Source organism: Bacillus cereus group sp. MYBK195-1 (genome assembly GCF_051916605.1).
Taxonomy (GTDB): domain Bacteria; phylum Bacillota; class Bacilli; order Bacillales; family Bacillaceae_G; genus Bacillus_A; species Bacillus_A cereus.
This window is the reverse complement of the sequence record NZ_JBQAGZ010000003.1, coordinates 403,299-421,419: the sequence shown is the minus strand read 5'-3', so window position 1 is coordinate 421,419 and position 18,121 is coordinate 403,299. Positions and strand designations below refer to the sequence as shown.

The following is an 18,121-nucleotide window of genomic DNA, read 5'->3' as shown; positions in this document are numbered from 1 at the left end:
TAGAATGGAACATGTATAGAGAAAAAGGAGAGAAAAGATGACGTGTCAAAAACAAGGATTACAATTTAATAACGATAGAAAGAGGGACAGAAGATGAAAATGAAGCATGCTTTTGGTCCTATAATTTTAGCGTGTGTGCTTTTTTTCATTATCATTCTAATCCCATCGAAAAGTTTAGTGTCGCTTATTAGTGATAAGAAGGTAGAAGATGCGGCAACTTCTTTACAAAAAGAGAAATTACAAAGTGTTTTCTTACAGCAAAAAATGTTAGAGAATTCACAGTATTTACCGATGTACGGTTCATCAGAATTTTTACGAATGGATGCATATCATCCGTCTAATTATTTCAAAGTAAATCCAGCTGGTTTTACACCGTTTTTAATTGGAACTGGTGGTACACAAAGTTTAGCTCATATTTTAAATATGACATCTACTATGGATGAATTAGAAGGTAAAAAAGTAGTCTTTGTTCTTTCACCACAATGGTTTACAAAGACTGGTGTATCACAAGGGGATTTCACTAATAATTTCTCCAAACAACAAGCATATCATTTTATTTTTAATGATGAGATAAATCCAGAAATGAAGAAGCAAATCGCGAAACGGCTATTAGATTATAAAGTTGTTCAAGAAGATGATATATTAAAAAATTCATTAGAAGGTATTGTATATAATGATACGAAACATAACATAAAAGCAGGTTTAGTTAAACCACTTGCTTATATGCATCGAAATATTTTAGATCATAGAGATTTATTTAACTCTTTATTTAAAATCGAACCGATGAAAGAGAAAACAAATATCGGACTGCGTTCAATTTCTTGGGAAGACGCACGTAAACACGCAGAACAAGAAGGGAAAGCGGAGTCTACTACAAATACATTCGGAATTGAAAATCCGTATTATCATAAGAATAATCTGAAGAAAAAACTAAAAGGTTTAAAAAACTTTAGAGCAAATGAAACATATGATGAATCACCAGAATACGATGATTTACAAATTATTTTAGATTTATTTAAAGAGAAAAATGTCAAACCACTCTTTATTTCTGTACCTGTAAATGGGCCTTGGTATGATTATACTGGCTTCCCGAAAGAACGCCGTGAAGTGTATTATAAAAAAGTTCGAGAACAGGTTGAGAAAGCAGGATATCCAGTAGTTGATTTCTCTGGTCATGAATATGATAAGTATTTCTTAAAAGATACAATTCATTTGGGCTGGAAAGGTTGGATTTATTTTGATGAAGCAGTGCAGAAATTTAATTCTGAGAAATAAAATATAGAAATCGGAATGGCTATGAGCCGTTCCGATTTTTTTAGTATAGAGGATTTTGGTGAGGACAATTTGGGAATGCATGTATATCTTGAACCTGTCTATAATCATAATGTTTCATTGTGAACTGGGCTTGATAAAGGTATTCATACACATATAATTGACCATCGTGCGCTGAACATAATACACCAGAAGTTCCTTGCCCATTTATGAAGGAAATACCGATAGGGCGTCCGATTAAGTATGGTATTTTTTGCTGCCAATGCATAGAGGAATCACTCCTTTTTAAGATAATATACGAAAGAAATGATTGAATGGTTGCTTATCCATGTAAATGTAGATGGAAAGGTGTTATATAATTCTTGAAGATTAATATAAATAAAAAACCGCTATAACTCCAAATGAATTTATAGCGGTTTTTGTTATATTCTTAAGTAAGATTTTTACGCTTTTTTGTCCATTTTTTTATAACGAAGTATAAAAGTATAAGTACGACGCCACCAATTGCGAATGATTTCACATACGGACCAGCAATATCGTTAATATTCTCCCAATTTTCACCTAGTTTTTCACCTAAATAAATGAAAATAATAGACCAAGGGATAATCGCAAGTGCTGTTAATGTAGTGAAACGTAGTAATGGCATTTTTGTAATACCAGCAGGAATTGAAATCGCATGACGCACTACTGGAATGAAGCGTGCTGTAAAAATGACGCCAGTTCCGTAACGATTAAACCAATCTTCTGCAGCATCTATTTGTTTTTTATGTATGAAAATATATTTTCCATAACGTTCTAATATAGGGCGTCCGCCGTATCGTCCAAGCCAATAAATAAAGATTTGGGCAATAACACCGCCAATTGTACCGAATACAACTGCGCCTATAAATGAGATACTTCCATTGAATACTAAGTATCCTGCATAAGCAAGGACAATTTCACTTGGGATAATCTCAATCATAAGTCCAAGCATAATGCCCCAATAACCTAATCCTTCAAAAAACGTTAATACTGAATGAATAAAACTACTTAACATTGTTGCACCTTCTAGTTTATGAATTTTTGAGTATAAGAACCTTTTATTTAATCACATAAAAGGTTCACCATGTGTAGATTATACCTTATTTGCATAGGGGATTGCTATTTCAACTTTTTTATGTCTCTCATAAGTATTATAGTAAAGTATATAAGCCACGTTTTCATGAAGGGTTAATGAAAAGATTATTAAAAATTTCTCATATATCAATGATAATAGACTGAAAATTAAGTATAATGGTATGGGCCTTTCATTTACAAAAATAGGAGGAGAACGTATGTATATTACAGATCCGATTTATGGACCAATCTCTATTCGTGATAGAGATATCCTTCGATTGATAGATACAAAAGCATTTCAAAGGTTGGCGTATATTAAACAACAAGGACATACTTATTTTTTACATGAGAACGCAATACATACAAGAGAAGAACATTCGATAGGTGTATATGCACTAGTAAATAAAGTGATAGAACATCTTACTGAGATTGGTGACATACATTTATCGAAATATGAACGAAAGCTAGTATCTACTGTAGCCCTTCTACACGATGTTGGACATGGGCCATATTCACATTTTTTTCAGCAAATATCGGGTGAAAATCATAGTGAGTGGACGGTACGAATCATTCAAGAGGACGAAGAAATACGTACGATTTTAAATCAAACACCTAGATTATTAGATGATGTAACGAAAGCTTTAACAGAAGATGGAGTTTTTCCAATTATAGATGAGCTCTTATTTAATTCATTAGGAATGGATCAATTAGATTTTTGGAATAGAGATTTATATTACTCATCGCTTGAATTAGAAGGTTTACAGATAGAAGGATTGATTGCTAACATGCGTTTAATTGACGGTAAACTTGTTATTGAAGAATCGGGAATCCCCTTCATCGAACAATTAATGAAAATGAAAGAAGGGCTTTACAATAATGGATTTGGCCATCCGTTTGTGATAGGAAAAGATATATTGCTGCAAACAATTTTTAAAATGATAGAGGAGAAAAATCTTTCGTTCTATACTCCTGAACTTCAAAACTTCTTTCATAAAGGAGAGAAGTTAGAAGTAGAAGACTTTCTTCCGTTACAAGATGAAATGATTTTTAAATGAAATACAGTGCTTTGCAAAATCAGATGATGTTGAAATAGTATCTTTAATTCAACTTTATGTTTCAACAACTAAAAGTTTATCATTTCAAAAAGGAGTGGAGGGTGATTTTAAAAAGGAAAATAACAATTTAGCGATAATAACTGAGAAAAAGGCGTACAGTTCATATGCAGGTGGTATTTACGTCCATAGTGAGGGGCAGTTAGAGGACATTTTAGAGAAATCAAATTTCATTCAAGAGATAGTAAATTTGCCTAAAAAAGAATATGCCTATTCAATTTGATTTGGTTCGAAAATAAAAAATGAATGAGATGGAAACGTAAATTTAGAGGAGGGAATAAAATACATGAAACATAAAATTGCTGTACTGGCAGATGTACATGGAAATGCAACTGCTTTAAAAGCAGTTATCGAAGATTCTATGAAAGAAGGTGTGACTGATTATTGGTTTTTAGGAGATTTAATTATGCCTGGTCCTGGATCGAATGATTTGTTTGAAATATTAGAAAGCATTAACGTTGATACTTATGTACAAGGAAACTGGGAAGATAGTTTTCTTGACGTTCTTAATAAAAATATTGATATTGATAACGCAACTGATATTTATGTTTCTAGATTAGTTCAGTATCAATGTGAAAACCTGGATGAAAATTATATTAAGCATGTTAAAAATTTACCATTACATATAACAAAACAGGTTAATGATTTATCAATCAGTATTAGTCATAATCTACAAAATAAAAATTACGGAGGAGATTTGTGGCCCACTAATAATCAGGAACAGTTTGATCGGCTATTTGATCGTGATTATGATATTGCGATTTACGCTCATACCCACCATCAATTGTTGCGCTATAGTAGCAATGATCAATTAATTATTAACCCAGGAACAGTTGGACAACCTTTTTACAAGTGGAATAAGCTAAATTCTGACTTGCGTGCTCAGTATGCAATTCTTGAAATTGATGAGGCAGGGATTACTGATGTGAGGTTTAAAAAGGTTTTTTACGATGTAGAAAAGGAATATAAAAATGCCATGAATAAAAATCTTCCTTACATTGATTTATATCGTGAGCTGTTAGAGACAGGAAAAACTCATACGCATGATATTGAATTATTACAAGAAATTAATGACAAATATAATTATAAAGATGAAGTAATTAAGTTTATCGAGAAAATCTGATAGGAATTTAATAGAAAGAAATGAACATTGTTGAATGTTAGGTTAGTAATGATTTTTACATAATACATAATCAAGAGTTATTTTATAATGAAACTTAGATGTAAAATGATTTTTGTATTTTATATTGATTGAAAACAAGCATCCCCCTGTCCTAGGTATATGACGGGGGGATGCTTGTTTTTTTAAGGCTTCACATCTAAGTTCTGTAAAAATAAAGTTGCTGTTACGTAACGCTTTGCTAACATTTGTACATAAGCGGTATGTACAGAAAGGGTCGCAATAATAATAGCGTTACGAATTGCTTCGCGTTGTTCGTTATTAATTTGATCGAACTTACTTGCGATTTTATCAGCTTTTTCTTTTACGATGTTTTCAATTGTATGAACGGTATCTGTTGCATTTAATTGTAAGCAATTTCCTTGATTGAGTTCTTCAAATAGAGAAGAGTATGCTACATATAAATGAACAGGATTGATTAAATCATCACTTCGATCAGCTGGATCATTTACAATAAGGCGTAATAGCTTACGAATGGATTCAAAATCAAGTGCTGTTTTTAAATCTTCGACAATAAATAGTAAGGCTGCTTGTTCAATTGAATATTTTTTCCCTTTTTGAGGAGAGCCAATCATTTCTTTTATATCTCGTTTCACCCAGTTTTGCATAGCAGTTACAGAGAAACTTGTGTTTTCAATCTGATTGCCAAGCGCAACTATTTCATTTAAAGAAAAACCGACATCAGTATCGTCAATTTTAATCAGCTTTTCAAAAATAGGTGAAAGTGCGGTAGTAATAAAAGCTGTAACGCTTTGTCCGCTTTCAATATCTTTTTTATGTGACTTTGCCCAAGCTTCTTGTAAAATACCGAGAGGCTTTTTCGTATTCCATCCTCTTAGTGATAGAAGAAGGGTAGCCATTTCGTTTCGTGTGAGATGAAATGTTTCCATCTTTTCACCTCCAAAATAATAAAAAGTTCTTATGAACTTATAATATGTTTTGTTTCATTTAAAGTCAATTCTGTTTTGCTTAATTTTTCCTTTGTGACCAAACTGTTGAAAGTAAATAATACTTGCATATTTCGACAAAAGTTCATATAATAAGTTCATAAGAACCTTTAAAATGTTCTTAAAAACAAATCTATCATTCTGAATTTACTAGAAAGATAGATTTCACATATATCTATATAAAAGGAGAATGGATATAATATGTTGAAAAAACTTGTAGCAGTAATGACAGCATTCATGGTTATCTTTGGGGCTAGTAGCTTTATGTTCGTAGATCATGCAGCAGCGAAAAGTTACAAATCTGGTAAAAAATCATTTACACCAAGTTCAGGTCAAAAGTCAAAAGTTGATTTAAACAAAAAAGACTCAAATGTAAATTCTCAAAAAACGACTCCAGATTCAAAAACGAAAGCAACAAACACGGCACCAAAAAGTAATAAAGGAAGCTTTATGAAAGGTTTATTACTAGGTGGTCTTGGTGGTTTACTAATGGGTAGCTTATTTGCAAATATGGGAGCTCTTGGTTCTGTATTAGCGTTTATGGTAAATATGTTAGTAATGGCTGGTATCGTAATGTTAGCAGTTCGTGCATTTAAATACTTCAAAGACCAACGTAAGAAGAAGGCAGATGAAGTAGCATGGAAACAATAAAAATTTCTGAACAAGAGCTTATAAATGCGCTTTGTATATATATCGCTGAAAAAAGACAAGTGGGTCCAGAAGAAGTATTAGTTGAACTCATGTATGATGACGACTACGGTTTCTCTGCGGAAGTAGAGGTAAATGGTCGCCAGCAAATTTTAATTCAAGCAAACTTAATCGAAGCTTTACGCTTATTGCTTGACAGAGAATATAATGTCAATCCATTCGCAGCGAGATTACAACTTGAATTAGATGATGAAGAAGGCATTTACGCATTAGCGAAAATTAATAACTCAGATGAGTAGAGAAGAGAGCTGTTGAGAATAATCTCAGCAGCTCTTTTTAGTATGTGCATATGTAGATGAGTAATCACGCCAAATTTCATTCATCTTTCGTCTACCGATATCTACCATCGGATTAAACTGAATTGCAGCTTTCTGACGAACAAAGTGAACGTTTTGAATGGCGTGAGATAATTGTTGGTCGACTATATCACGTTTTTTGCTTGCATATTTAGCAATAGATAGACCTGCAACTGTTCCTTGCGCCATCGCAATTTTTCCGCTTTCAATGCCTGTAATATTGCCGGCTACAAATAAACCAGGAAGAGGGGTTTCCATTGTTTCGGAATGGAGAGGAACGTGTCCGCCTAATTCTGAAATGTAATGGAAGGGACAACCAGCTACAGCTGCAAGTTCGGCAAGTGGGTATAATCCTCCGGCAATACAAACAAAATCTGCTTCATATATTTTCTCTGATCCATTAATAACATTTCCTTTAGAGTCAATATTAGCAATACGTACACCTTCAACTTGATCTGTTCCGATAATTTCAAGAGCTGCTTTCCGAAGGTGAAGTGGCGTTCCGTTTATTTTCATTCCGTTGTTTGGATAGAATGTTAATCCAGCTTTTCGAATCCAATCAAATTTCATAAAGTGGCTACCTATTCGCAAGAAAGCAGAAGGAGCGAGGTGAGCTGCATTTAAAAGAGAGTTTAAAACTTCTTCAGGTTCACCAGCTTTTTGACTTAACTCGCTTTTCTCAGGGAGTACAATATGATCCACTGTAATTCCCGCTAATTGCAATTCACTTAAAATGGCGAAAGACAAAATGTTAGCACCAATAATAATTCCTTTTTTTCCAACTTGCACGCGATGAACATTTGTCATAACTTGAGCTGCTCCAATTGACATCACTCCTGGAAGTGTCCAGCCAGGAAGGGGAATAGAATATTCCGCAGCTCCAGTAGCAAGTAGTACGAAAGGTGCTTCTAACGTACCGATATTAGTATGTACAAACCAATTGTTTTCATCTCTATCTAAATTATAGACCGAAACACCGCACCTGATATGTACTGAAAGTGATTCTGCTTCTTCATGAAGTCGCTTCGATTCTTTTATTCCGTTCCACCATTCTCCAGTAGGCTCTTGATGCAACTGTCCTAACAATCTCCCGCCTGGCTTCATAAATTCATCAATAACGAGCACTTTTAGTCCGAAACGAGCACAAGAAATAGAAGCAGATAATCCCGCTGGCCCTGCACCAATAATAATTACATCACTCATCGTTTTTTCACCATCTCTCTCACGATATTCGGATGCTGTTTCCCGCTTTCAACAACCATGTTTTCTTCTACAACAGTTAAGCATGCGCGTACATTTGTTTGATTATTTACTGTCATGCGGCATTCGGAACAGTGCCCGATATTACAATAAATACCTCGCGGTGTTCCGCTATCTTCATGAACTCTTAATGTCCGTATTCCATTTGCTAACAGGGCAGCAGCTATCGTTTCATGTTCATATGCTTCGTATTGATGACCGTTAAATTGAAAGGTAATACGCTTACTACTTTGTAAAGTGCCTAAAATAGGGTGATGTGTAATTCTACTCATTTACTTTCACCTACCGATCCAAAAGTAACTGCACGTATTGGTGGTTGATATTTTAACGGTAGTTCATTAAGAGTTACGTCAGGATTCGCATTTTCAATCATTCGATCTATCATTATTCTGCATGTGCGACCACCGCAAAATCCCATGCCAGCACGTGTTCTTAGTTTTAATTCTCTTGCCGAGCATTTATATTCAGCAATTGTCGATTGAAGTTGCCCATATGTAACCTCTTCACAACGACAAACGATTAAGTTGTTTTTATTTGTCATGTGTATTCCTCCTCTAGTTCGGTTTTCACAAATTACATATGCAAAAATCATGCCAATATAGAGGAGGAGAGGGCTATCTGTAAATGCCTGATCGGTGCATACTGCTTCTTTATTGAAGTCCAAGTTTCTTTAAACGGTTATATAAAGTAGCCCTTGTTACACCAAGTTGTTTTGCGCATTCTAATTTATTCCCATTTAAAATTCGTAAAGCCTTTTCGATAACTTTTTTCTCATGCTCATCCATCTCTTCTTGTAAAGAAAGGATTGTATTATTGTTGCTGAGTAATAGGGAATGGGCTGTATGGTTGTCTAAAGTTTCAGTCGTATGAAATGGTAAATATTCTTGTTTTATAATTCCGTCTGTTGCGAATACCACAAGCCGTTCAACAACGTTTCGAAGTTCGCGAATATTACCTGGCCAATTGTAATGAAGCAGTTCATGCATAATGCTTGAAGGTAAGTCACGAATTGGTCTGTTATAGTTGATTGAAAAATCGTTTAAGAAAGAATAGGTTAATTCAATAATATCCTCGCGTCTTTCGCGCAACGGTGGAATCTGCAAGCTAACTACATTTAAGCGGTAATATAAATCTTCTCGGAAAGTTCCTTTTCTCATTTCTTCTTGTAAATCACGATTTGTAGCAGCGATAATACGGAAATCAATATTAATTTCTTTTTCACCACCAACTCGGTAATACTTTCGCTCTTGCAGTACACGTAACAGTTTTACTTGCATATCAAGTGGCATTTCACCTATTTCATCAAGAAATAAAGTACCGCCTTGCGCGAGTTCAATTTTACCTTTTTTTCCTTTACTATTTGCTCCAGAAAACGCCCCACGCTCGTAACCGAATAATTCACTTTCAAATAATGCTTCTGGAATTGCCCCGCAGTTAATCGAAATGAAAGGCGCCTTCGCTGCTTCACTTGCTTCATGAATTGCTTTCGCAAATACTTCTTTTCCAACTCCGCTTTCCCCAAGTATTAAAACAGTTGATTTCACCGAACAAACTTTTCTAGCTAATTGTATCGTTCTTTGTATAACAGGACTTTTTCCATTCATCGCAAGGAATGGATCGGATTCATCTTTATACTTTGCCACTTCTTGTTCTAAACGGTGCATTTCATGTGACATATTAAATAGTTTTTCATTTAAAGCGACTTGATTTGTAACATCTGTTTCTGAAACGACTGCTCCTATAATTTCATCATTACAATAAACTGGATTTGAATTAATTAATACGAATAAATCGGGACGAGGCTGATGGAACTGAGCGACTATGCTTTTTCCATCATGTAAAGATTGTAAAATTTCCAAGTCTTTATAATCAAAAAAACGAGTAATCGGTTGCCCAATAATCTCATTATGGTTGACTGAAAATATTTTTTCAGCACCATCTGTCCAAGTTCGAACGCATTCTTTACTATCAATTACTGTAACAGAAGAGTCAGTTGTTTGTATTACAGTGTCATAAAATGACTGTAGTTCATTGTAGGACTTATAAAGAAATGGAATCATTTGTTGAGAAGTTATACAGCATATCGGCTCATCGTTTTCGTTAAGGATGATAACAGCTAATTCATAAGAAAAAGCGTCAATTAATGCAGTGAATGAGTCATCTACATAAATAATTGCGCAATTATATTCTTCTGTAGTAGAAGGGAGGTAATAAAACCTTTCGTTTATTTTCTTAATGGGATCAAGGCTACATGTATGATTGATTAAAACGCTTTCCAAAAATTCTTGTATAGTCGGAAATGAGAATTCCATAATGTCCTCCTGTTATGTATAAAAATTTTGACAGTGATAAAAAAATAATACACCTATTTACTATGAATTTAAAATATTTTTACAAATAAAAATATTATTTATAAAAATTGTATATGTACAGAATTGGCACGTCAATTGCATAAAAAGAAAGTGAGAGGGCTAGGAAAGGAGGAGTATATTGTGAGGCACTGCGACGTTTTAATTATAGGTGGTGGAATAATAGGGTGTTCTATCGCTTATTACACTTCAAAATACGGAAGAGACGTAACAATCATTGAAAAAGGGGAATTTGTCAGCGGGACGTCTTCACGGTGTGATGGGAATATTTTGGCCATTGATAAAGACCCGGGATTTGATAGTCAAATGTCTTTAGTAAGTCAAAAATTAGTAACTGATTTAAGTGAAGAATTAGAGCATTCATTTGAATATAGGGCACCAGGAAGTATTCTCGTATGTGAGTCAGACGAAGAGATGGAAGCTGCGCAGCAATGGGTAAATCGGCAAAAAGAAGCTGGATTACCGTTTCGAATGCTTGATAGGCAAGATATAAGGGAAGAGTCGCCTTTTTTTGCTGATGATTTATTAGGCGGTTTAGAATGTGCGACGGATTCAACTGTGAATCCATATCTCCTTGCTTTCTCGCTTCTGTCAGAGGCACAAAAGTTTGGCGCAAAAGCTTTTAAGCAGACGGAAGTAAAGAGTATGGAAATAGAGACGGATGGTTCATTTGTTGTAGAAACTACGAATGGAACTTTTACAGCACAACAAGTTGTAAATGCAGCCGGTGTGTGGGCTCCTAAGATTGGTCAGATGTTAAATATAAATATACCAATTGAACCGAGAAAAGGGCATATTATTGTAGCTTCAAGGCAACAACACGTAGGATGCCGTAAAGTAATGGAATTCGGTTATTTAATTTCTAAATTTGGCGGAAAACGAAAAGTGGATGCTTTAACTGAAAAATACGGGGTTGCGCTCGTATTTGAGCCTACTGAAAGTCAAAATTTCTTAATTGGTAGTAGTCGTGAATTTGTAGGATTTCATACGAGGATAAATAATGAAGTCATTAAATGTATCGCAAATAGAGCAATTCGCTTTTATCCGAAAATGGCAGATATGATGGTAATTCGTTCTTACGCTGGTTTACGTCCGTGGACAGAAGATCATTTACCGATTATTTCACGAGTGGAACATATTCCGAATTATTTCATTGCCGCTGGACATGAAGGTGATGGGATTAGTCTTGCAGCAGTTACTGGAAAAGTAATTGAAGAGTTATTAAATGAAAAAGAGACAATTATTCCTATTGAACCACTTCGTTTGAGTCGTTTTACAGAAAGGGTGTTAAACGGATGAGGTCACAAAGAGTCTTTACGACGATTGATACACACACAGGTGGGAATCCAACGAGGACATTAATTAGTGGACTTCCAAAGTTGATTGGAGAGACGATAGCAGAGAAGATGTTACATATGAAAAAGGAGTATGATTGGATTCGAAAATTGTTAATGAATGAACCGCGTGGTCATGATGTAATGTCAGGAGCATTATTAACAGACCCGTGTCATCCTGAGGCTGATATAGGTGTTATATACATAGAGACAGGTGGATATTTACCGATGTGTGGTCACGATACAATCGGTGTATGTACAGCGTTAGTTGAATCAGGTTTAATTCCGGTAGTTGAACCGATTACTTCTTTAAAACTAGATACACCGGCTGGCTTAGTTGAAGTAGATATTGCTGTTCAAGATGGAAAAGCAAAAGAAGTATCTTTCTGTAACATACCAGCTTTTTTATTGAAAAATATTACTGTACAAGTGAAAGACATTGGAACTATAGAGGCTGATATTGCCTATGGAGGGAATTTTTATGCCATTATTGATGCGAAATCAGTAGGTCTAGAATTAGTACCAGAAAATGCATCTACAATCATCGATAAGGCGATTCATATAAGGAACACAATTAATGAGAAGTTTGAAATCACTCATCCAGAGTATTCGTTTATAAGAGGATTAACACATGTTGAATTTTATACAGATCCTACTCATGAATGTGCGCATGTGAAAAATACAGTTGTTGTACCACCAGGCGGAATAGATCGATCTCCATGCGGTACAGGAACATCTGCGAAGCTAGCTGTATTATACGCTCAGAAAGAAATCGAGATTGGTGAAGAGTTCATTCATGAGAGTATCGTTGGTTCTTTATTTAAAGGATATGTCATGAATACGACACATGTTGAAAATATTGAAGCTGTCATAACGAAAATTACGGGATCAGCTTGGCTTATGGGTATGCATAGATTTTTTTACAATGAAATGGATCCACTTAAAGAAGGATTTTTGCTAATTCCGCCGATGGAACATGAAACGGAGGATATAAAATGAACATTCAAAAAATGTATACAGCAGTAGACGTACATGTAAATGGCGAGGCATTTCGTGTAATGAAAGACGTACCATGCAAATACTACTACAGTTTGGAGCAATTAAATGAACAATTTTCAGGTGAATTAGCAGAAGAGATGAAGCTTTTATTAAATGAACCACGTGGTTTTATCGGTTTGAATGGGTGTATTGTCGTTCCATCTATCTATAATGAAGTGGATGCAGCTGTATTATTTTTTAATCATGAAGGTTCGGTTCCGCTTCATTATGGAGGCATTGTTGCAGTAATAACGATGTTACTCGAAAGTAGGTATTTAAAAAAGAGAGAGTCCAATCAATACAAAATTGAAACGTTATGTGGAATATTTTTAGTTCATGCGTATGTAGAGAATGATGAAGTTATATCGGTTTCGTTTGAAAGCAAACTATGCTATATGATTGAGAAAAATTTACAGGTTGGTAATGTAAGTTATTCTCTTATACAAGCAGATAAAGTATATGCAGTTGTAGAAAAAGGTGCGTATTCGCCAGAAATTCGCATGGAAAACATTTCTGAATTGAAAAGATGGGGAGAAGCTACACTGCAGGCTATACAAAAACAGTCGCTAATAAAAAGGCTTATTTTAGTAGATCCTTCGCAAAAAGAAAAGAACCATATAAAATCGATTACATTTCATGAAGATAACTTTATCGTACGTTCGCCAGGTTTTGTTTCTACTATTGTATCCTATGTTCATGCGTTATTTAAAAATGATTATATGGCGGATAAACCTTTTAAAAATGAAAGTATATTTAATAGTTTTATAACTGTGGAAAAAGTGAAGAAGGAGGAACTAGGATACATTTTCCGTTTTGAAAGTAGAGGATTTATTACAGGGATGCAGACGTTTCTATTAGACCCTACGGATCCATTTCCGGCAGGTTTCTTATTAAAATAAAATGTGATAAGGAGAGATAAATATGCAAAAAATTAAAGGGGCATTCCCAGTATTAATAACACCGATGGATGAATTTCAGGAAATTAATTGGGATGGGGTAAAGCAAAATGTAAATTACTTTATCGAACAAAACGTTGCAGGTATCATCATTAATGGAAGTACAGGAGAGTTTGTAAGTTTATTAAAAGAAGAGCGATTTAAAATGGTAGAAACCGTTTTGAAAGAAATTGATGGCCGTATTCCAGTTATTGTTGGAACTGCTGCGGAAACGACGAAAGAAACAATTGAATATACGAAGCATGCAGAAGCACACGGAGCGGATTGTGCATTAATTATAAACTCTTACTATTGTAAACCGAAGGAAGAGGAGATTTATTTTCATTTTAAAGAAATCTCAAACTCTGTAAATATACCAATTATGTTATACAATAATCCATTTACTTCTGGTGTTGATATGAGTACAGAGCTAATGCTCCGTATTGGAAAAGAGTGTGAAAATGTTACACATATTAAAGAATCTAGCGGAGATATTCGAAAAGCGAGAGATTTAGTAAGACAAAGTGAAGGGGCTTTCCAAGTCTTCTGTGGTTCTGAAGATTTAGTTATGGAATCATATTTAGTTGGTGCCTCGGGATGGGTTTCAGTAGCAGGAAATATCGTTCCCGGTCTCGTTACAAAAATGTATGAGCATTTTCAAAATGGTGAATTAGAAAAGGCGTGGGAAATAAACGATGCTATTTTACCACTTTGCGAGTTTCTTGAAGGATCAGGGAAATATGTTCAAATCGTTAAACGTTCTATGGAATTACATGGGCAAGCGGGAGGACCTTCTCGCTATCCAAGACTAGGGTTAACTGTAGAAGAAGATCAAAAGCTTCAAACGATTTTATCAAATATTGCAGCTCATGCAGCTGTTTAAATAAGGAGGAGGACATAATGTTAAAGACAAATATTGAGCTGAAACCAAAAGTGGAAGCGTTTTTAAATGAAGAAATTAAAATGTTTATTAATGGCGAATTTGTTTCTGCTATTGGCGGAAAGACGTTTGAAACGTACAATCCAGCAACAGAAGATGTTCTAGCTGTCGTATGTGAAGCGCAAGAAGAGGATATTGATGCTGCAGTAAAAGCGGCAAGATCTGCATTTGAATCTGGCCCGTGGGCAGAAATGACTACTGCTGAAAGAGCGCATCTTATTTATAAATTAGCAGATTTAATTGAAGAACATAGAGAAGAATTAGCGCAACTAGAAGCTTTAGATAATGGAAAGCCATACCAAGTAGCACTTGATGATGATATTTCAGCGACTGTAGAAAATTATCGTTATTACGCAGGATGGACTACAAAAATTATTGGGCAAACAATCCCGATTTCAAAAGATTACTTAAATTATACGAGACATGAACCTGTTGGTGTTGTAGGACAAATTATTCCGTGGAATTTTCCGCTTGTTATGTCTTCTTGGAAAATGGGAGCTGCACTGGCGACAGGTTGTACGATTGTATTAAAGCCAGCAGAGCAAACGCCTTTATCTTTACTATATGCAGCGAAACTCTTTAAAGAGGCTGGATTTCCAAACGGCGTTGTAAACTTTGTACCAGGCTTTGGTCCTGAAGCAGGGGCTGCAATTGTAAATCATCACGACATTGATAAAGTTGCTTTTACAGGATCTACTGTTACAGGAAAGTACATTATGCGTCAGTCTGCAGAAATGATTAAGCATGTAACGTTAGAGCTTGGCGGAAAATCACCAAATATCATTTTAGAAGATGCGGACTTGGAAGAAGCGATTAATGGTGCATTCCAAGGTATTATGTATAATCACGGTCAAAATTGTAGCGCAGGATCACGTGTGTTTGTTCATCGTAAACATTATGAAACTGTAGTAGATGCACTTGTGAAAATGGCGAACAACGTAAAACTTGGAGCAGGTATGGAGAAAGAAACGGAAATGGGTCCACTCGTATCTAAGAAACAACAAGAGCGTGTGTTAAATTACATTGAGCAAGGGAAGAAAGAAGGCGCTACAGTTGCGGCTGGTGGTGAACGTGCACTTGAAAAGGGTTATTTCGTTAAGCCAACTGTATTCACAGACGTTACAGACGATATGACAATCGTTAAGGAAGAAATATTTGGACCAGTTGTTGTTGTTCTGCCATTTGATTCGACAGAAGAAGTAATTGAACGAGCGAACAACTCATCCTATGGCCTTGCTGCGGGTGTATGGACGCAAAATATCAAAACGGGTCATCAAGTGGCAAATAAATTAAAAGCAGGAACAGTATGGATTAATGATTATAACTTAGAAAATGCAGCTGCACCATTTGGTGGATATAAACAATCTGGTATTGGCCGCGAATTAGGTTCATATGCGCTTGATAATTATACAGAAGTGAAAAGTGTTTGGGTAAATATAAAGTAATAGGGCGTTTTACTGATAAAAATTGAGGGATGAAATAATGAAAGATGCGGACAACTAGAAAGTTTGATAATAGTTGTCCGTTTTTTTTATATACAAAATTGCTTTTCAAAAGAATGATAAGGGGGATTTGGATGGAGAATTTAGTAGAATGGTTAGTAGGGCAAGTGTGGAGTATCGGTTTAGTTGTTTTTGCATTAGGGGCAGGCGTATATTTCACGATTGCAACACGCTTTTTGCAAATCCGTTATTTTAAAGAGATGATTAAACTATTATTTGAAGGAAAGAGTTCAGAGACGGGAATATCATCTTTTCAGGCATTTTGTTTAGCCTTATCAGGAAGAGTTGGAATTGGTAATATTGCAGGGGTAGCGACAGCAATTGCTTTCGGCGGTCCTGGAGCTGTATTTTGGATGTGGGTAATGGCTTTGTTAGGGGCAGCGAGCGCGTTTGTAGAATCAACATTATCTCAAGTATACAAAAGTAAAATAGGGAATGAATATCGCGGCGGTACTCCATATTTCATTGAGAAAGGTTTGAAAATGAAATGGTTTGCAGTCATTGTAGCAGTAGTTGTAACACTTTCATATGGCGTTTTATTACCAGGTATTCAATCTAGTAGTATCGCAGTTGGATTTGAAAACTCTAATGGTATTAGCAAATATATAACTGGTATATTTTTAGTCTTGTTACTAGCAGCAATTATTTTTGGTGGTGTAAAGAGAATTGCTGGCGTTTCTCAAATGCTTGTTCCATTTATGGCAATTGGTTATGTAATTGTTACATGTATCATATTAATTGCGAATGTAACGGAGATTCCAAGTATGTTTGCTTTAATTTTCTCTAGCGCATTTGGTGTAAATGAAATGTTTGGTGGAATTGTTGGTGCAGCTATTGCATGGGGCGTAAAACGCGCTGTATTTTCAAACGTTGCTGGTGTCGGAGAAGCGACGTATAGTTCGGCGGCTGCTGAAGTATCGCATCCCGCAAAACAAGGATTAGTTCAAGCGTTTTCCGTATATATCGATACAATTGTCGTATGTACAGCGACAGCTCTTATGATTTTAATAACAGGTATGTACAATGTTATACCTGAAGGGAAAACCACCATTGTACAAAACATAGGAAATGTGGAAGCTGGTCCAATTTATACACAACAAGCAGTTGAAACTGTGATAACAGGGTTTGGTCCAATATTTATTTCAATTGCGATTTTCTTTTTTGCATTTACAACGTTACTCGCTTACTACTATATCGCTGAAACAACACTTACTTATTTAGATCGTCAACTGAAGTATGGCTGGTTAAAACCAGTTTTAAAATTTGGATTTTTAATTATGGTTTACATCGGTAGCGTTGAATCAGCGTCGCTTTTATGGAATCTTGGAGATTTAGGAATCGGTAGTATGGCATGGTTAAACTTAATCGCAATCTTACTTTTAAGTAAAACCGCATTAAAAGTGTTAAAAGATTATGAAACGCAGAAAAAAGAAGGGAAAGATCCAGTATTTAATCCTAAAAATGTGGGGATTGAAGGATTAACATTTTGGGAAGAAAGAAGTAAAGAGGTTGAAAGAAAAAGTTCTAGAGAAAAAGTTATTGTAGATGATAATTTAAAATTATAACTTAAATTAACTGAAAATTTTTAATTTAAAAGAAGGTATATTACCTCCATATTATCACATACTACAATAAGTATGGATAATATGACTGGAGGGAATAAGATGGAACATGAGCAACATAGTTCGATAAATGATATTCTACATCATTATAAAGAAGGTATAGGTAGTTTTACAAATCAAATTCCTGAAATCGCTGAGACATATAATGCGTTCACGCAAGCTTGTTTTCAAGAGGGTGCTTTAACAAAAAGAGAAAAGCAACTTATTGCATTAGGAATTAGTTTAGCAACGCAAGATGAGTATTGTACAATTTATCATACAAAAGGTTGTCTTGATCAAGGATGTTCGGATAAAGAGATTCTGGAAGCATGTGGTGTTTCAGCAGCATTTGCTGGCGGAGCTGCGATGAGTCAAGCGGTAACTTTAGTGCAAGAGTGTTTAACAGAACTGAAAAATCAAAAGCATTGAATAAAAAAACGTTTTAAACTTTATGTTTAAAACGTTTTTTATGTGAAATTAAATTTGAGTATAAAAATTATCTAGGATGGGTTCAATTTATGGTTATACAATA

At 35.0% G+C, this 18,121-nt stretch carries 18 protein-coding genes and 1 pseudogene; 12 read left to right on the top strand and 7 right to left on the bottom strand.

Annotated features, from left to right (window positions below; translation table 11 throughout):
- The first annotated feature begins 93 nt into the window (after positions 1 to 93).
- Positions 94 to 1,275 (top strand): D-alanyl-lipoteichoic acid biosynthesis protein DltD, encoded by a 1,182-nt coding sequence (gene dltD, locus ACTFRY_RS17960; protein WP_000782300.1) that lies wholly within the window; start codon positions 94 to 96, stop codon positions 1,273 to 1,275.
- Between the two features lie 40 nt (positions 1,276 to 1,315).
- Here the strand turns inward: dltD and ACTFRY_RS17955 are convergent, their stop codons facing one another.
- Both ACTFRY_RS17955 and ACTFRY_RS17950 read right to left on the bottom strand, forming a co-directional pair.
- Positions 1,316 to 1,540, bottom strand: coding sequence for a hypothetical protein (locus ACTFRY_RS17955; RefSeq protein WP_016118070.1), 225 nt, complete (start codon positions 1,538 to 1,540; stop codon positions 1,316 to 1,318).
- A 162-nt stretch (positions 1,541 to 1,702) separates the two neighbouring features.
- Positions 1,703 to 2,308 (bottom strand): DedA family protein, encoded by a 606-nt coding sequence (locus ACTFRY_RS17950; RefSeq protein ID WP_000952914.1) that lies wholly within the window; start codon positions 2,306 to 2,308, stop codon positions 1,703 to 1,705.
- 277 nt (positions 2,309 to 2,585) lie between these two features.
- Here ACTFRY_RS17950 and ACTFRY_RS17945 point away from each other — a divergent pair.
- A pseudogene (locus ACTFRY_RS17945) lies at positions 2,586 to 3,702 on the top strand (HD domain-containing protein).
- 63 nt (positions 3,703 to 3,765) lie between these two features.
- Positions 3,766 to 4,602, top strand: coding sequence for a metallophosphoesterase family protein (locus ACTFRY_RS17940; RefSeq protein ID WP_000680867.1), 837 nt, complete (start codon positions 3,766 to 3,768; stop codon positions 4,600 to 4,602).
- Positions 4,603 to 4,784: 182 nt separating this feature from the next.
- Here ACTFRY_RS17940 and ACTFRY_RS17935 read toward each other — a convergent pair whose 3' ends face one another.
- Positions 4,785 to 5,549, bottom strand: coding sequence for a DUF1836 domain-containing protein (locus tag ACTFRY_RS17935; RefSeq protein ID WP_000447231.1), 765 nt, complete (start codon positions 5,547 to 5,549; stop codon positions 4,785 to 4,787).
- A gap of 258 nt (positions 5,550 to 5,807) precedes the next feature.
- Here ACTFRY_RS17935 and ACTFRY_RS17930 point away from each other — a divergent pair, with 258 nt between their 5' ends.
- Together ACTFRY_RS17930 and ACTFRY_RS17925 are read left to right on the top strand one after the other, a co-directional pair.
- The gene (locus tag ACTFRY_RS17930) at positions 5,808 to 6,257 is read left to right on the top strand and encodes a hypothetical protein (protein WP_000914478.1); all 450 of its coding nucleotides are present in this window, start codon (positions 5,808 to 5,810) and stop codon (positions 6,255 to 6,257) included.
- Positions 6,245 to 6,553, top strand: a complete 309-nt coding sequence (locus ACTFRY_RS17925) for a YxcD family protein (protein WP_000447748.1) — start codon at positions 6,245 to 6,247, stop codon at positions 6,551 to 6,553. Before ACTFRY_RS17930 ends, ACTFRY_RS17925 begins: the two co-directional genes overlap by 13 nt.
- 24 nt (positions 6,554 to 6,577) lie before the next feature.
- Here ACTFRY_RS17925 and ACTFRY_RS17920 read toward each other — a convergent pair whose 3' ends face one another.
- The 4 genes from ACTFRY_RS17920 to ACTFRY_RS17905 form a co-directional block, all read right to left on the bottom strand.
- The gene (locus ACTFRY_RS17920; RefSeq protein ID WP_016118067.1) at positions 6,578 to 7,813 is read right to left on the bottom strand and encodes an NAD(P)/FAD-dependent oxidoreductase; all 1,236 of its coding nucleotides are present in this window, start codon (positions 7,811 to 7,813) and stop codon (positions 6,578 to 6,580) included.
- Positions 7,810 to 8,142: a (2Fe-2S)-binding protein gene (locus ACTFRY_RS17915; protein WP_000087074.1), complete on the bottom strand. Its 333-nt coding sequence runs from the start codon at positions 8,140 to 8,142 to the stop codon at positions 7,810 to 7,812. Before ACTFRY_RS17915 ends, ACTFRY_RS17920 begins: the two co-directional genes overlap by 4 nt.
- Positions 8,139 to 8,411, bottom strand: coding sequence for a (2Fe-2S)-binding protein (locus ACTFRY_RS17910; RefSeq protein ID WP_086392499.1), 273 nt, complete (start codon positions 8,409 to 8,411; stop codon positions 8,139 to 8,141). Before ACTFRY_RS17910 ends, ACTFRY_RS17915 begins: the two co-directional genes overlap by 4 nt.
- A gap of 109 nt (positions 8,412 to 8,520) precedes the next feature.
- On the bottom strand, positions 8,521 to 10,182 hold the full coding sequence (locus tag ACTFRY_RS17905; protein ID WP_098616649.1) for a sigma-54 interaction domain-containing protein: 1,662 nt from the start codon (positions 10,180 to 10,182) through the stop codon (positions 8,521 to 8,523).
- A gap of 180 nt (positions 10,183 to 10,362) precedes the next feature.
- Here ACTFRY_RS17905 and ACTFRY_RS17900 point away from each other — a divergent pair, with 180 nt between their 5' ends.
- From ACTFRY_RS17900 to ACTFRY_RS17870, 7 genes are all read left to right on the top strand, one after another.
- Positions 10,363 to 11,538: an NAD(P)/FAD-dependent oxidoreductase gene (locus tag ACTFRY_RS17900; RefSeq protein WP_016118066.1), complete on the top strand. Its 1,176-nt coding sequence runs from the start codon at positions 10,363 to 10,365 to the stop codon at positions 11,536 to 11,538.
- The gene (locus tag ACTFRY_RS17895) at positions 11,535 to 12,572 is read left to right on the top strand and encodes a proline racemase family protein (protein ID WP_001257519.1); all 1,038 of its coding nucleotides are present in this window, start codon (positions 11,535 to 11,537) and stop codon (positions 12,570 to 12,572) included. The genes ACTFRY_RS17900 and ACTFRY_RS17895 overlap by 4 nt, the downstream gene beginning before the upstream one ends.
- Positions 12,569 to 13,510, top strand: a complete 942-nt coding sequence (locus tag ACTFRY_RS17890) for a proline racemase family protein (RefSeq protein ID WP_001025573.1) — start codon at positions 12,569 to 12,571, stop codon at positions 13,508 to 13,510. The genes ACTFRY_RS17895 and ACTFRY_RS17890 overlap by 4 nt, the downstream gene beginning before the upstream one ends.
- Before the next feature lie 22 nt (positions 13,511 to 13,532).
- A complete protein-coding gene (gene dapA, locus ACTFRY_RS17885; protein ID WP_001169457.1) occupies positions 13,533 to 14,429 on the top strand; it encodes a 4-hydroxy-tetrahydrodipicolinate synthase in 897 nt (298 codons plus the stop codon).
- A 17-nt stretch (positions 14,430 to 14,446) separates the two neighbouring features.
- On the top strand, positions 14,447 to 15,931 hold the full coding sequence (locus tag ACTFRY_RS17880; RefSeq protein WP_000920976.1) for an aldehyde dehydrogenase family protein: 1,485 nt from the start codon (positions 14,447 to 14,449) through the stop codon (positions 15,929 to 15,931).
- Positions 15,932 to 16,062: 131 nt separating this feature from the next.
- Positions 16,063 to 17,553 (top strand): alanine/glycine:cation symporter family protein, encoded by a 1,491-nt coding sequence (locus tag ACTFRY_RS17875; protein ID WP_000429511.1) that lies wholly within the window; start codon positions 16,063 to 16,065, stop codon positions 17,551 to 17,553.
- Positions 17,554 to 17,625: 72 nt separating this feature from the next.
- Complete coding sequence (locus ACTFRY_RS17870) at positions 17,626 to 18,018, top strand: carboxymuconolactone decarboxylase family protein (protein WP_001999958.1); 393 nt, start codon at positions 17,626 to 17,628, stop codon at positions 18,016 to 18,018.
- Positions 18,019 to 18,121 lie beyond the last annotated feature (103 nt).